Genomic DNA, 13,657 nt, shown 5'->3' on the forward strand with positions numbered 1-13,657 from the left:
AAACGTGAAGAAACATTTTCTCTTGGTCTTGAACTGTTAAAATGCGGGTCTTCTCCCCCCAAGAGCAATTCTCTATGGTTTATGATGTCGTGGTTATCGGCGCCGGTGCTGCAGGCCTAATGTGCGCTGCACAGGCTGGCTATGCAGGCCGACGCGTGCTGGTACTCGACCACGCCAACAAGGCAGGTAAGAAGATACTGATGTCCGGCGGTGGCCGCTGCAACTTTACCAATCTTGGCACCACACCTCAGCATTTTTACTCTGAAAATCCGTATTTTTGTATTTCCGCGCTTAAGCGCTATCGGCCGGAACACTTTGTAGAACTGGTTGACCGGCATGGCGTCGAGTACGTGGAAAAAGCCCCTGGACAGCTATTCTGTGCAACGTCGGCTAAAGAGATTGTGCGAGTGCTATGGACAGAGTGCGAGTGGGCGGGTGTGGAAATAGCGCTAAACACCCAGATCAATAAAGTCGCCAGGCAAGGCGACGCCATGCGCCTGATGACATCCATGGGGAGCATTGATGCTGGGATTGTAGTGGTGGCGAGCGGTGGCTTGTCGATTCCCACGATGGGCGCCACCGGGTTTGGTTATGAGCTGGCACGCCAGTTTGGCTTGGACGTGTTACCTACTCGACCTGGGCTAGTGCCTTTTGCCCTGAGTGATTTCTGGAAGGAGCGCAGTGCTGCGCTTTCCGGACTCAGCTTGCCTGTCGCGGTGAGCTGTGCAGGGCGGCGGTTTGTTGAGCCGATGCTGTTCACGCACCGGGGCTTGTCGGGCCCCTCTATGCTACAGATATCCAGCGTATGGCAACCCGGCTCATCCATAGAAATTGATACATTGCCGGGCGAGGATGCCGCCGCGTCACTGCGTGAGGCGCGTCAAACAACGCCCAAACGTCAGCTATCCACCTGGTTGGGAGAGCGCTTTCCCAAACGCTTTGCTCAGGCACTTTTAGAGTGGTACCCAGACTCGAATCAGGCAGCGCCGCTTGCTCAATACAGTAACGATGAAGTAGATCAATGGGCCTATCGGCTTAACCAATGGCAGCTTAAACCAGCGGGCACTGAAGGGTGGCGTACGGCAGAGGTAACCATGGGCGGGGTCAATACAGACGCTATCTCATCGAAATCGTTTGAGGTAAAAGATGTGCCTCAACTGCGCTTTATAGGAGAAGTGCTGGACGTGACTGGTGAGCTTGGAGGGTATAACTTTCAGTGGGCGTGGGCGAGTGGGGTTGCTTGTGGGCAAGCTTGCTAGGCCGCATGTGCGGCCCGGCAATTAAGTAACAACGTTAGAAAGCAGCTTCAGTTTGCGAAATAGCATATAGCCTGCAAGCGCTTTTCTACCGGCTGCCATTACTCCGCCCGGTCTGCGTACAAATTTGTAGGCGAGCAGACCGCCAGCGGCGTAAAGCGGTAACTTGATGCTGCGCCACTTTTGATCAAGTGGGGAGGCCGAACGCTGTAGATAGTCGCTGCATACCAGAATATCAATGCGCTGCTGCTCAAGCTGTGCAAGTAATGCTGCTTTGCGCTCAGCACGGCTTATACGCTTAGAGCGGTTGGGCGGCTTAACGCTCTTGTTGGTTTGCTTCATCGCCTTTCACCTCAAGCAGAGCACGATCAGCCGCTAGTTGTTTAAGCGTTTCTTTTAAAAACGTATGCCGTTTGGCCTGACGAATAGCAATGGCTGCCAATAATAAACTGGCTGCTATTAGGACTCCCGCGCTGACACCAATCGCCAGCAGCCTGTAAGAGTCCCAAAAAACCACGATGACTAGCGCGGTAAGCGTTATTACACCCAGCAATAAAAGTAATAAGCTGGCGCCGGTCAAAAGAAACAGGGTGACTAAACGAGCGCGCTCTTCTTCGAGTTCTAAAACCGCCAAACGCAGTCGGGTTTCACTGTTAGCAACCAGTGACCTTACCAAGCGCTTGGCGGCAGAAAATACGCGTTGGGTTGGCCCCAAAGACATTAGCGGCGTCCGAGCAGCATACCTACCAATAGACCGACGGCCGCGCCGATACCGATGCTGGACCACGGGTTTTCGCGTACATAACGATCACAGCAGTCAACTTGATTTGAAAGCGTTTCACGGGTTTCATCATAAATTCGCTCGCCGCGAGCTTCCAGGCGTTCACGAGCATTTTTAAGGCGGCTTTCAGCACGGGCGCGAAGGTCGTGCATTTCGCTGCTGGCATCCTTGGACGTTGCGTTAACCAGTTCTTCTATGGTGTCGCTTAAGTGGCGCAGATCTTCTTTCCACTGGTCAGCGCGGTGCTCAGTATCGAATTGACGCTTAGCCATTTTGTCTTCCTTTGACGAATGAATGAAATAATTAATCTATATCAGCATAGCAGCCGACACATGATAGACAAGGCCATTTTTTAGCGGTTCAAACCCGTCGCACTAAACAGGGGATTTAAACTAAAACCAATGCTTAGACGGTTAACACGATCATCGTAGTCAATCATGCTTTCACCATAGCCATAGTAATACTGGATGTGCCCGCGCAGGTTGCCAAACGTAGGCCAGCTGTAGTCAATTTGAGTGCCGTAGTTACCTGCGCCCGGGTTGCCTCGAAATAACGCGCTGATTTCATGATTGTTATTGAGCCGCTTGGCAATATGGATATCGCCATAGCCCATATAACGTTCAATATCAGGATTATCATCATTACTGGCAGACTCAGGAACGCGCCAAAAAGGAGCGAATGTCACTGCCCAATCGCCACGTTGGAATGTGCTTTCCAGGTAGACGCGGTTCCAACTGCGCGAGAGAGGGTCTGAGCGGCCATTCGATTGGTGATTAAATGCAACGCGATTGCGTGTATTTACCCAGCCAAGCGCATCCCAGGCGTTATCGAAGTCGATAAACAGCTCGGGTTCGTAATTGGTTTCTCTAAACGGGGAGGAGGCATCGGTATTGTAAGCCTGCCACCAGCTGCGCTGGGTATAGCCAAAATAGAGATCCCCTGCATCGCCGAAAACACCTTCTACCAGGTTGGCTTTAACGCTTAATTGGAACTTGATTTCGTAGCGATCCGCGTCTGAATCAGTGGTGATTTCCCGAAAATTCTCAGCATTCGGTTTTGCGTTATAGCTGACAGGGAACAAATAGTTAAGGCGGTGTGTGGTGATCGAAAAGGGATTGCGTGTTGATTCTTGCTCAAGCAGCCGGCGTTCGATGATATCTTCACGAGCGGCGACTTCGGGTGGTTGCTTTACCGTCACTTTTGCAGGCGTGTCGCCAAGTGCTGTCTGGTTATTTAGTTGTTGTTGAAGCTGGTAGAGTTCACTCTTGAGCTCACGAATACGCGCTTCAATTTCTTCCTGGGAGTCGGCTAAGGCAGGGCTACTGTACGTTACTGTGCTTAGCAAGGCTATTACGCTTGCATACAGCAGTTTTCGGGTGACCATTTTTCGGGTGACCATTGAAGCGACTCGCAAATAATAAAGGGGAAGGATCAATTATCAGAGTCGTTTCTATACATGCCAAGAGAGTAAGTCAACCTCTTCGTTGCGCAGGTCAATGGAACCCCTGACAATGTCTGGTATTTAATTTTTACCACTATCAATTTTTTCTGAGGGTATATCAACCGTGGTTAGATGTATCTGTAATTATACCTTGAAGGTGCTCTTGGCGCTTTATTTGATGACGGTGTGCGTTAGCGTTCAGGGCGCCTTTGACGTTGATCAAGTACCCTCACAAGAGACAATAGCGGAGCGCTTGGCAGCGTTCGATTCAGTAGACGGTGAGCTAACCGCGCAGCAGGTTAGCGAGCAGACCAATTTAAGGGCCGCGCTGGAAATTTACCAACGTTTGGATGCTAATGATGAACGTTTAAAGGTACTTAATCAGCGGGTTGATGAGGCGCCTGAACAGTTGTACCAGTTAGAGCTTGCGTTGGGTGAGGTGGAGGAGAGTTTTCAGCAGTTAACTGCCCAAACATTCGCCGATATGTCGTTGGACGATTTAACGTCACAGCAGGCAGATGCTGTCCTTGAACTGCAGCAGCTGCAAGGGGAATTGACCGATGTGAACTCGCAGTTACTGGCCTCGATTACGTTACCCGAGCGAGCCCAGCAGGCAATCTCCAATGCCCTGCAACGTGCTGAAACGCTACGCCGTGAGTACGACGATCGCGAAGCGCTATTAACGGATAGCCAGCTCTCACTCTCAAAGGATGCGCAGCTCATACAGCTTGGCTTGGCACGTCTCTTGGCGGAACGAGATGCCGCTTATAACCAACGAGAGTTAAGTGTTAACAGTCGATTGCGTGAACTCGCGCAACAACGGCGCGACCTCTTTTCGTTGCAAATTGATTACCAGGAAAAGCGCTTGGGTTTACTTGAGAGTGCCATTGATCTTCAGCGTACCCTTGAGTCTGAGCAAGTGGCGGCCGAAGCCATCGTGGATAATTCGCTTTTGGCTGAGGGCAACCCTGTCATACTTGATGCCCAGCAAGTTAATCAACGCATAAGCCAGGAACTGCTGCAGGCAACTGACCGCAGCAACACTATCTTGCGTGAAAATTTTGAGGCGCAGCGTGATCTGGACTATGTACTCCAATTGCAGCGTAGCCTCAATGAACAGATCGATGCCATGCGTGGGAGTCATTTGTTATCACTTATTTTAAATGAGCAGCGCCAATCATTGCCTACGCCAGTTCCGCATCGACATTTGCAGGATGAAATTGCGGATCTTCGATTGAGACAGTTTGATTTAACCCGTCAGAGTGACCAGTTGCGCCACGGCAGACGGTTAGCCATTCAGCGCGTGGAGGAGGCAGGCCTTGAGGCAACCCCAAGTGTGATCGACGCATTGAACCAGATTTATAGAGAGCGTCGTGAGCTGGTAGAGCAGTTGGAGCAATCCTACAGCAGCCTTTTAAGTTCTGCGATTGAGCTACAGCTTAATCAGAAGCAGCTGCTCACCACGACACGCGAGCTACGTACCACCATTTATGAGCAGTTATTTTGGGTCGCTAACAGTCAGCCTGTGGATATTAACTGGCTGCGCCAATTGCCCAACAACATTCGCCTGGAGTGGCGAGAAGGCGAGTGGCGAGTCATTTTTTCAAACCACTGGCAGGCGCTTTCCTGGAAAATAGTGTTTGGGCTGCCATGGATGCTACTTGGCCTGTTGCTCATCGGGTTACGCGCGCGGATAAAAGAGCGCTTGGCGACTATCCATTCTCAGATTGGTCGTTTAAAAAGCGATACTCAGTTACACACACCAAAAGCAGTGCTGTTAAACGCGCTATTGGCTATTCCGGGGCCGTTGATGCTAGCCGGTGTTGGAGTAGGGCTTCGCGAAACAGACGATGCATTAACCCACAGTATTGCGCCTGCGTTAATGCAGCTCGCGTTAAGCTGGGGGGTGGTCGCGTGGGGGCGACGTTTGCTCGCACCTGATGGCGTTGCCGAACGGCACTTTACCTGGCCTGCTCGTTATAACGCCCAGATTCGTAAGCTATTACGTTGGCTGGGGTTTGCGCTGGTGCCGGTGATAGCGATTGCGACAATATCGGGGCAGGTGCAAGCACCTCTAGCCTTGCGTCCTATTGCACTGGGCCTGATGGTCGCGGGGCTGTTAGCCATGAGCTGGTGGCTAACGAAGCTGATTTTGGCACATGTTCCTTTTTTTGGGCTTCGCTTATTCCGTTTGGTGTTGGGACTCGCCATGGCTGCCATCCCGCTCGTATTGGTGGGCTTGATCGTGTGGGGGTATGAATACACCGCACTGCGTTTGGCGGGGCGGTTTGCGATCACGCTTTATTTATTGGGGCTGTGGGTGGTTGTTGAGGCGACGGTAGTGCGTAGTTTGGCTGTGGCCGCCAGACGCTTGGCTTACCGACGAGCGCTTGCCCGACGTGCTCAAGCGCAGGAGGAAGCTGAAGGGGGGGTGGAGGTGGTGGAAGAGCCGCCGCTGGATATGGAGAAAATCAATACTCAGTCGCTACGCCTCTCCAAGCTGATTTTATTAATCGGCTTCAGCTTACTTTTATATCTTGTCTGGTCGGATCTTTTATCCGTGGTGGGATATCTGGATCACGTTTCCCTGTGGGATTCTGGCGATGAAGATTTGATTGGCAGTGAACTGTCTGTCACGGATGTTATTACCGCGCTGCTGGTGGTCGCGGTCACCTTTATTATGGCGCGTAACCTGCCTGGCCTTTTAGAGGTAATGGTCTTGTCTCGCTTGGCGCTAAAACAGGGCAGTGCCTATGCCATCAGTTCGTTGCTCTCGTATGCGATTGTGGGTACGGGCATGCTGATTGCGTTGGCCACTCTGGGCGTTTCCTGGGACAAGTTACAGTGGCTGGTGGCGGCGCTCAGTGTGGGGCTGGGCTTTGGGTTACAGGAAATCTTTGCCAACTTCATTTCAGGTTTGATTATCCTGTTCGAACGGCCTATCCGCATTGGGGATACGATTACGCTGGGCAACTTGCACGGGACCGTGAACCGCATAAGGATACGAGCGACAACCGTTACTGACTTCGATCGCAAAGAAATTATTATTCCCAATAAAACCTTTGTGACGGATCAGCTTATTAACTGGTCTCTTTCAGATAACGTGACCAGGGTCGTGCTGACGTATGGCGTTGCGCATAACTCGGACCTGGCCAAAGTGCATCAGCTTTTACGCCAGGCGGCAGATGAAAACGAGCGGGTGTTGATTGACCCGGAGCCTCAGGTGTTCTGTTTGAGCTATGGCAACCATAGCTTCAATTTTGAGTTGCGCATTTTTGTTGATGACATCAAGGAGCGCTTGCCTGCGACGGATGAAATCAATTGTCGGGTAAATGAGCTGTTTCAAAAAGCAGGTGTTCGTGTGGCGTTTGAGCAGATGGATGTATGGCTGCACCGTGACCGGGGGGAGTCGGTCAAAGTGCAGTCAATTAATAAGTTACCGCCGTCTACGCATAGTTAGGCGTATGTCAGGGGGGCAGGCTTAAGGGCATGAAGAAGAAACTCCCGATTACCGTCTCCTCCGGTAATCGGGCTCTCTTGCCAGTGCTGCACCGCTAACCCACAAGCGTCACAGGCCTTGCGAATCTTTTCTTCCACTGTGTGGTAGTCGGCCGCGCGTCGAACGATGCCCCGCTTATCCAGCGCTCCAGGGGTGAGTTCAAACTGAGGTTTAACCAGCGAAATTAGCTCTCCTCCTGTTGGCAGCAGTGCGGCGATCTCCGGCAAAATCAGCGTCTGAGAAATAAAGGAGACGTCCATCACTGCGGTATCAATAGGAGTCGCGGTAATCGCTTCTTGCAGTGCTACGGATGAACTCATGTGCCTGGCGTTAAGGCCTTCGAGGCACGTAACACGCGGGTGGGTACGTAGCGATTCCGCGAGCTGGCTATGGCCAACTTCTACGCCAATCACGTGGCGTGCGCCAAAGTGCAACGCGCAATCGGTAAAGCCCCCCGTGGACTGTCCTACATCCAAAATGACATGGTCATCCAAGCGCTTATTTAAAACCGTTAATACGCTTTCAAGTTTTAAACCGGCGCGAGAGACATAACGCTCCTCAGGGTCGTCGTCGACCAATAGCGGTGTATCCTCAGGCCACTTTTCAGAGGGTTTGGTAAGCACGCGCGAAGGCGCCTCTAAACGCACACGCCCATGGCGAATAAGCCGCTGGGCACGTGTACGCGAACTGGCTAACCCTTGGCTGACCAGTAGTTGATCGAGTCTTAACATTGATGACATGGTTAATTAAACGCGTGGCTATAACGGGTTAAGTGGCGAGTGAGACCCTTCAAGGGCCTGTAACTCGGTACCGGGCAAGCGAGAGGCTCCCCAACTGCGATATAAAGACTGTTTGACGCTATCAAGCTCGTCATTCGTTACCTGCGGTACTCACAATAGCGCCATTATGAGGCGTCACAATGACCCCTTGTCCCGGTGGTCAGGGGGATTATACATAGAAGTCGAGGTCTTCCTGTCATTTTAGAAGGTCACGCAGGGTATGAGCATCATCGCCTTTAAAATAAATCAGCCCCCAGTGAGTGCCAAAGGCGGTGCGGATAACGGGTGCCCCAGGCGGCCTGCTTTATCGTGGGCCTCTTCTTTTGCATGACCGTTACTCCTGTAGGGCGAGAGTATTCCCGTTCGCTCTCTTCACCCTACACGACGCCCGCTATATCGGCTAATGAGTAGATCGTAGAGTGGGCAGTTAGCGTTTATTAACGCATTGAGTCAGGTCAGCTAAGGCTCTGCTGATAGGGTTATGGTACGCTAGGCCGGAAAATTTTATGTTCATAGGGCAAGAGGGATAGGCCAAAATGGCGGCCAAGCCGATTTATCGAGTAGTGGTTCACCAACAGGGTGAAATTTGGGATTTATACGTTCGAGAAATATTTCAAAGCGAACTCTGGGGCTTTATTGAAGTCGAGGAGTTTGTCTTTGACGACGCGTCACGGGTAGTTGTTGATCCTGCAACTGAAAAATTGCAGCGAACCTTCGAGGGTGTCAAACGTAGCTACCTGCCTCTTAATGCGATTGTGCGTATTGATGAGGTGGAGCGTGAAGGCCCTTTGAAGGCAGTAAAAAGCGATGCCCGCGTTGCTGAGTTTCCTCGTCCCTTCCCCCTACCACCACGTAGCGAAGGATAAGCGCTCAAGACAGGCGCGACGCTGTAAGCGCTGGTGGCCTCGTCCGCTATGCAGCGTTTTTTTAATCAGGACATGACGTTATGCAAGCAGATAAATTTCGTTTCTCTTATATCGCGGCCGGTGTTTTATTAAGTGTGGCCAGCGCACAAGCAATGGCACAAACCGACGGTCAAGCGTGGGTGAGCGATGAGTTGAGCACTTACGTGCGCAGCGGGCCTACGGATGGATACCGCATTATTGGCACTTTAAATGCCGGTGAGCAGGTAGAGGTACTGGAAGAGAGCGGTGATTACACCCGGGTGCGTGGCCAAAGCGGCGACACCGTGTGGGTATTGACGAACGAAATCCAGGAAACGCCTAGTGCTCGCGAGCAGTTGCCGGTGCTCCAGGCCCGGGTCGATGAGCTCACCGCAGAGCTTGATGGTATTAACGATACCTGGGAGCAGCGCACCTCCTCGATGACAGAGACGCTTGAACTGCGCGAGCAGCGCATTGCTGACCTTGAAACGCGCAATAACGAGCTTGATAACGAGGCCGAGCAGTCGCGCCAGCAGGTACGCGCGCTTCAGGCTCGGTTGGATACCCAGGAAGAAGACCTGTTAATGCGCTACTTCATGTATGGCGGCGGTGTGGCGGGTGCCGGGTTGTTAGTGGGGCTTATCGTTCCGCACTTGCCGCGTCGGCGTAAAAAGCGTGATCGCTGGTTCTAGGTTCCGGGTTTTAAGCTCCAGGTTTTAAACTCCAGGTTTTAAGTTCCAGGTTCTCAGCATCAGGACCCGTTTTTTAGGTTCTGGATTCAAGGGTAAAAGGGCGTCTAATGAGCACTTCCTGGCGGCAGCGCTGGCAAGAAGGTCGGATTGGTTTTCATCTGTCTCAGCCGCATCCAGCGCTGCTTGAGTACTGGCCCACATTGGGCGTTGAGCAGGGCACTAAAGTGCTGGTGCCCTTGTGTGGTAAAAGCCTGGACATGCGTTGGCTGGCTGATGCGGGGCATCCGGTGCTAGGCATTGAGTTGGCGCCTGAGGCAATAGCGCAATTCCTGGCCCAACGCCAGACGCCTGTATCGCGCTATACCCAAGCAGGGTTTGAAATATCACGTCAAGGTAGTGTGGAACTCTGGTGTGGGGATTTTTTTCATTTGCACATACGCCAAGCTGCCGAAGTAGGCGCGTTTTATGATCGTGCAGCACTGATTGCGTTACCGCCTGCCACGCGCGAGCGCTATGCATTCCACTTGGCCCAGCTGGTTCCGCCCGGAGCCGCTGGGCTGTTGGTGAGCATAACGCATGAGGATGAGGGCGCGGGTCCGCCGTATAGCGTGCCTGACCAGGAAGTGACTCAACTGTTCACACCCAATTTTCGCGTCACGCTGCTTGAGCAAGGAAGCCCCGATGAACGGGGCCGAACAGAGTCTGTCTGGTCATTAGAGCGGCGCGGGCCACACAAATAGCGTACCGGCGCGCTCAATATATATCAGCGGGCGAGTAGCTGACCAAGCTCTGGGTCGTTGAAGGCCCGGTTAAGGCCGTCGCTGAGCAGATCATTCAGCATACGTGTATTAGCATCTTCACCCGGCCTAACGGCATAGCCTTGTGTGCGGCGCGAGGTGTAGGTGCCGGTATACGTGGTGCCTTTATTCTGGGCGATGGCCCGGAAAACGCCCTCAATACGCGCCTCGTCTACCAAAGGCTGACCGCTGTCGCCACGCCCATACTGTAGGCTAACAAGCTCCAGGGTAAGGGTAGGTCGGCCTTGGGCCTGCTCGGTGGTGGGGTTAAAGCCCATATCGTGAACCGCGCGCTCGGCTTCTGCTTGCAGTTGGGGAATCAGTTCATGGCTGCTAACGGTAATCTGAGCCGTTGACATGCTGCCGCCAGCCCTTGTACCAATAACCTCGCTTTCTCGAGCATCAACGGCGACGACCGTGACGTGTTGGCCTGACCCGGCTTGCGGCACGTTCGTACTACGCTCCGGGCTAAGCTGAAGGTATTGAGGCCCTGAGCAGCCTGCTAACCAGAGGCCTGCCAACAGCACTCCTGAAAGACGTAAAAACTGGCGCCGAAGCATATTTTATTCCCCGCAGTAACGGTTTGTTCCAAGAACTGGTTCTAATAACCTGTTTCAGATAGTTTGTTTCAAAGCGCTTGTTTCAAAGAGCTAGTCTCAAATAGAGCTCTTTGAATAACTATGCCGCTGTTATGCGCAAAACGCCAGCAGGATAAAGGGTGGGCGCTGTTGGCTAGTTAAGCGGCTCGTGCCTGTTTTGCTGAGTCCGTTACCCCGTCTTTAAAACGGTGCCACTGGCGCGGGTGGGCATAAAGGCGTTGCCCGCGCTTCATCGCTAAACGTTCAAAATCCGCATGACGCACGGTCGCAAGCCAGGGCTTCTCCAGCCAGTCAGCTTCCAGCTCAACACGCACTTCGGCACCTACGGGGGAGATCGCCGTTATCACTACCGGTAGATGGCAGGTGTCGCTTGGCTGTTCTGCCAGGCGTACCTCGTGAGGGCGCAAAAGCAGTTCTTCGCTACCTTCGGGTAGGTCAACGTGCAAATAGGCATCGCCGCAGGTCAAAATGCCGTTACGAACGCTGCCTTCCAAGTGGTTGACGTCACCCAAAAACTCGAAGACAAAGCGATTTTTTGGCGAATGATAGAGTGTGTCCGGAGCATCAATTTGCTCAATGCGCCCATTGCTCATTACCACGACTCGGTCGGAAAGCTCCAGTGCTTCTTCCTGGTCATGGGTAACAAAAACGCTGGTAAAGTTCAGCTCGCTGTGTAGGCGACGAAGCCAGCGGCGTAAGTCCTGGCGTACCTTGGCATCCAGCGCGCCAAACGGTTCATCAAGTAGCAGTACGTCGGGTTTTACCGCTAACGCACGGGCGAGAGAAACACGCTGCTGTTGGCCGCCTGAAAGCTGGGCGGGGTAACGCTTGGCCAGGTGTTCAAGCTGAACCATTTCAAGCAGGCGAAACACGCGTGCGCGAATTTCACCGCTGGAAGGGCGCTCTTTTTTGGCCATCACCGTCAAGCCAAACGCGACGTTATCGTAAACGCTCATATGACGAAACAGCGCATAGTGCTGAAATACGAAGCCGATACGCCGGTCGCGCACATGTACATTTGTGACATCGCGTTCGCCGAACATGATTCTGGCCGACTGGGTAGCGTGGTCAGCACTTTCAAGGCCAGCAATAATCCGCAAAAGCGTGGTCTTGCCCGACCCCGAGGGCCCCAGAAGGCCGACTAATTCGCCCTCATGGATATCCAGATTGACAGGTTCAAGGGCCTGCGTGTTGCCAAAGTGTTTTGCAATATTTTCTAAGCGAATGCTCATAAGAGCGCCTCCCGGCGCGATGCGCGCCATTCCAGGCTAGCCTTGGCCGCCAGGGTAAGCAGGGCAATCAGTGCTAACAGTGCCGCGCATGCAAATGCACCAACCGCATTGTAGTCCTGGTAAAGCTGTTCAAGGTGAAGAGGAAGTGTATTGGTTTGACCACGTATCGCGCCTGAGACTACCGATACTGCGCCAAATTCACCGACGGCGCGGGCGTTGGTTAAAATAATCCCGTAAAGCAGTGCCCAGCGGATATTCGGCAGTGTGACCCGCCAAAAGGTTACCCACCCTTTGGCTCCTAGCGTGGCGGCTGCCTCTTCCTCACGCGAGCCCTGCGCCTGCATCAGCGGAATCAGCTCGCGGGCAACGAAGGGGCAGGTAACAAACACGGTCACCATCAAAATTCCAGGCCAGGCAAACATCAGCTGAATATCATGGCCATCCAGCCAACTGCCGATCCACCCATTGCGGCCGTAAAGCAGCAGGTAAATAAGCCCGGCAACAACAGGGGAAACGGCAAAGGGGATATCAATCAAGGTTTGCAGAATGCGTCGACCTGGAAAGCTAAACCGCGTAACAAGCCACGCCAGGGCCACGCCAAACACCAGGCAAATAGGAATGGTGAGCAGGGCGATGACCAGCGTTAGACCAATCGCATGCAGGGTAAAGTAATTGCTTACATTGACCCAGAAAGTCGCAACGCCCTGAGAAAAGGCCTGAGCGAAAATGGCGACAAGCGGCAGCAATAAAAACAGCGCCGAAAGGATTAACGCCGCGCCAATTAGCAGGCGCTTGACGCCCGGTGCATCACCAATTCTACGCATTATCCCTTACCTCCATGCAGGCGGCGGACAAAACGGCCTTGCCAAATGTTGATGGCAAGCAGCAGCGCGAGCGAAACAAACAGCACTACGGAGGCCACTGCGGAGGCGCCTGCGTAGTCATACTCCTGCAGCTTGACGAAAATCATTAACGCGGTAATTTCCGTTTCGTAGGGCATATTGCCTGCGATAAAGATAATCGCGCCAAATTCGCCAAGCGAGCGCACAAACGCAAGGCCTGTTCCTGTCACCAGAGCGGGCCATAAGTGCGGCATGATCACCCGGCGAAAGGCCACCCAGTCGGTTGCGCCCAGTGACATGGCGGCTTCGTCAACCTCAGCGGGTAAGTCTTCCAGTACGGGCTGCACGGTGCGTACCACAAACGGGATACTGGTAAATGCCATGGCCAGCGCGATACCGACCCAGGTGTAGGCCACTTGAAGGCCCAAAGGCTCAAGCAGGCGCCCCATCCAGCCACTGCTGGCATAGAGAGTGGCCAGCGTAATGCCCGCCACCGCTGTGGGGAGAGCAAACGGCAGGTCCATTAAAGCATCCAGCAGTCGCTTGCCGGGAAACTCGTAGCGCACCAATACCCATGCGAGTAGCAGACCGAAGACCGCATTAATTAATGCCGCCACCGCCGCTGCGCCCATAGTGACCATATAGCTTGCGACCACTCGGCCTTCGGTAATAATTGACCAGTATTGGGCAAGGCTTAGTTCGGCAAGCTGCCCGAAAAGCCCAGTGATAGGTAGTACCAGCACCAGCGAGATAAACAGCACGCTGATACCCATTGAAAGGCCAAAACCCGGCAGCACTCGCGTGCTGCCGGTTAGTCGTAAAGCGCGTTGATTCATAATGTTTTGATAACGACTG

Annotated in this window: 14 protein-coding genes; 5 read left to right on the forward strand and 9 right to left on the reverse strand. The window is 53.2% G+C overall.

The features are described from left to right. Nucleotides 1-74 precede the first annotated feature (74 nt). Nucleotides 75-1,259, forward strand: a complete 1,185-nt coding sequence (locus ACT3RQ_RS12265; protein WP_172117110.1) for an NAD(P)/FAD-dependent oxidoreductase — start codon at nt 75-77, stop codon at nt 1,257-1,259. Nucleotides 1,260-1,280: 21 nt separating this feature from the next. On the opposite strand, the gene ACT3RQ_RS12270 is transcribed toward ACT3RQ_RS12265, so the two are convergent. From ACT3RQ_RS12270 to ACT3RQ_RS12285, 4 genes are all read right to left on the reverse strand, one after another. Continuing rightward, nucleotides 1,281-1,598: a YqjK family protein gene (locus ACT3RQ_RS12270; RefSeq protein WP_172117109.1), complete on the reverse strand. Its 318-nt coding sequence runs from the start codon at nt 1,596-1,598 to the stop codon at nt 1,281-1,283. Next, nucleotides 1,573-1,977 (reverse strand): phage holin family protein, encoded by a 405-nt coding sequence (locus tag ACT3RQ_RS12275; protein ID WP_087106740.1) that lies wholly within the window; start codon nt 1,975-1,977, stop codon nt 1,573-1,575. The genes ACT3RQ_RS12270 and ACT3RQ_RS12275 overlap by 26 nt, the downstream gene beginning before the upstream one ends. Continuing rightward, nucleotides 1,977-2,309: a DUF883 family protein gene (locus ACT3RQ_RS12280; RefSeq protein ID WP_172117107.1), complete on the reverse strand. Its 333-nt coding sequence runs from the start codon at nt 2,307-2,309 to the stop codon at nt 1,977-1,979. The genes ACT3RQ_RS12275 and ACT3RQ_RS12280 overlap by 1 nt, the downstream gene beginning before the upstream one ends. Before the next feature lie 80 nt (nt 2,310-2,389). After that, entirely contained in the window at nt 2,390-3,421 is a 1,032-nt protein-coding gene (locus ACT3RQ_RS12285; RefSeq protein WP_444639526.1) for a phospholipase A, read from the reverse strand. A 214-nt stretch (nt 3,422-3,635) separates the two neighbouring features. On the opposite strand from ACT3RQ_RS12285, the gene mscK reads away from it, so the two are divergent. Then, nucleotides 3,636-6,938 (forward strand): mechanosensitive channel MscK, encoded by a 3,303-nt coding sequence (gene mscK / locus ACT3RQ_RS12290; protein ID WP_444639527.1) that lies wholly within the window; start codon nt 3,636-3,638, stop codon nt 6,936-6,938. On the opposite strand, the gene ACT3RQ_RS12295 is transcribed toward mscK, so the two are convergent. Next, the gene (locus ACT3RQ_RS12295; protein WP_444680565.1) at nt 6,935-7,708 is read right to left on the reverse strand and encodes a TlyA family RNA methyltransferase; all 774 of its coding nucleotides are present in this window, start codon (nt 7,706-7,708) and stop codon (nt 6,935-6,937) included. The two genes, mscK and ACT3RQ_RS12295, sit on opposite strands and share 4 nt — an antisense overlap. A 584-nt stretch (nt 7,709-8,292) precedes the next feature. Between ACT3RQ_RS12295 and ACT3RQ_RS12300 the strand changes: the two genes are divergently transcribed. From ACT3RQ_RS12300 to ACT3RQ_RS12310, 3 genes are all read left to right on the forward strand, one after another. Further along, nucleotides 8,293-8,622, forward strand: coding sequence for a DUF1820 family protein (locus tag ACT3RQ_RS12300; protein ID WP_018916745.1), 330 nt, complete (start codon nt 8,293-8,295; stop codon nt 8,620-8,622). Between the two features lie 80 nt (nt 8,623-8,702). Further along, nucleotides 8,703-9,332, forward strand: coding sequence for a TIGR04211 family SH3 domain-containing protein (locus ACT3RQ_RS12305; protein ID WP_172117106.1), 630 nt, complete (start codon nt 8,703-8,705; stop codon nt 9,330-9,332). A 107-nt stretch (nt 9,333-9,439) separates the two neighbouring features. Continuing rightward, the gene (locus ACT3RQ_RS12310) at nt 9,440-10,072 is read left to right on the forward strand and encodes a thiopurine S-methyltransferase (protein WP_193054952.1); all 633 of its coding nucleotides are present in this window, start codon (nt 9,440-9,442) and stop codon (nt 10,070-10,072) included. A gap of 23 nt (nt 10,073-10,095) precedes the next feature. Here the strand turns inward: ACT3RQ_RS12310 and ACT3RQ_RS12315 are convergent, their stop codons facing one another. The 4 genes from ACT3RQ_RS12315 to cysT form a co-directional block, all read right to left on the reverse strand. After that, on the reverse strand, nt 10,096-10,689 hold the full coding sequence (locus ACT3RQ_RS12315) for a YajG family lipoprotein (RefSeq protein WP_444639484.1): 594 nt from the start codon (nt 10,687-10,689) through the stop codon (nt 10,096-10,098). A 176-nt stretch (nt 10,690-10,865) separates the two neighbouring features. Continuing rightward, entirely contained in the window at nt 10,866-11,960 is a 1,095-nt protein-coding gene (locus ACT3RQ_RS12320; RefSeq protein ID WP_193054950.1) for a sulfate/molybdate ABC transporter ATP-binding protein, read from the reverse strand. Further along, complete coding sequence (cysW, locus tag ACT3RQ_RS12325; RefSeq protein WP_172117102.1) at nt 11,957-12,784, reverse strand: sulfate ABC transporter permease subunit CysW; 828 nt, start codon at nt 12,782-12,784, stop codon at nt 11,957-11,959. Before cysW ends, ACT3RQ_RS12320 begins: the two co-directional genes overlap by 4 nt. Beyond that, on the reverse strand, nt 12,784-13,638 hold the full coding sequence (cysT, locus tag ACT3RQ_RS12330; RefSeq protein ID WP_087106725.1) for a sulfate ABC transporter permease subunit CysT: 855 nt from the start codon (nt 13,636-13,638) through the stop codon (nt 12,784-12,786). Before cysT ends, cysW begins: the two co-directional genes overlap by 1 nt. Nucleotides 13,639-13,657 lie beyond the last annotated feature (19 nt).

Source organism: Halomonas sp. AOP43-D1-4, assembly GCF_052446175.1.
Lineage (GTDB): Bacteria > Pseudomonadota > Gammaproteobacteria > Pseudomonadales > Halomonadaceae > Vreelandella > Vreelandella citrativorans.

Coding starts and splice junctions, on each gene's coding strand:
- cysT (WP_087106725.1), bottom strand. CDS start 13,638: ATGAATCAACGCGCTTTACGACTAACCGGCAGCACGCGAGTGCTGCCG.
- cysW (WP_172117102.1), bottom strand. CDS start 12,784: ATGCGTAGAATTGGTGATGCACCGGGCGTCAAGCGCCTGCTAATTGGC.
- ACT3RQ_RS12315 (WP_444639484.1), bottom strand. CDS start 10,689: ATGCTTCGGCGCCAGTTTTTACGTCTTTCAGGAGTGCTGTTGGCAGGC.
- ACT3RQ_RS12270 (WP_172117109.1), bottom strand. CDS start 1,598: ATGAAGCAAACCAACAAGAGCGTTAAGCCGCCCAACCGCTCTAAGCGT.
- ACT3RQ_RS12295 (WP_444680565.1), bottom strand. CDS start 7,708: ATGTTAAGACTCGATCAACTACTGGTCAGCCAAGGGTTAGCCAGTTCG.
- ACT3RQ_RS12300 (WP_018916745.1), top strand. CDS start 8,293: ATGGCGGCCAAGCCGATTTATCGAGTAGTGGTTCACCAACAGGGTGAA.
- ACT3RQ_RS12285 (WP_444639526.1), bottom strand. CDS start 3,421: ATGGTCACCCGAAAACTGCTGTATGCAAGCGTAATAGCCTTGCTAAGC.
- ACT3RQ_RS12310 (WP_193054952.1), top strand. CDS start 9,440: ATGAGCACTTCCTGGCGGCAGCGCTGGCAAGAAGGTCGGATTGGTTTT.
- ACT3RQ_RS12265 (WP_172117110.1), top strand. CDS start 75: ATGGTTTATGATGTCGTGGTTATCGGCGCCGGTGCTGCAGGCCTAATG.
- ACT3RQ_RS12275 (WP_087106740.1), bottom strand. CDS start 1,977: ATGTCTTTGGGGCCAACCCAACGCGTATTTTCTGCCGCCAAGCGCTTG.
- ACT3RQ_RS12280 (WP_172117107.1), bottom strand. CDS start 2,309: ATGGCTAAGCGTCAATTCGATACTGAGCACCGCGCTGACCAGTGGAAA.
- ACT3RQ_RS12305 (WP_172117106.1), top strand. CDS start 8,703: ATGCAAGCAGATAAATTTCGTTTCTCTTATATCGCGGCCGGTGTTTTA.
- ACT3RQ_RS12320 (WP_193054950.1), bottom strand. CDS start 11,960: ATGAGCATTCGCTTAGAAAATATTGCAAAACACTTTGGCAACACGCAG.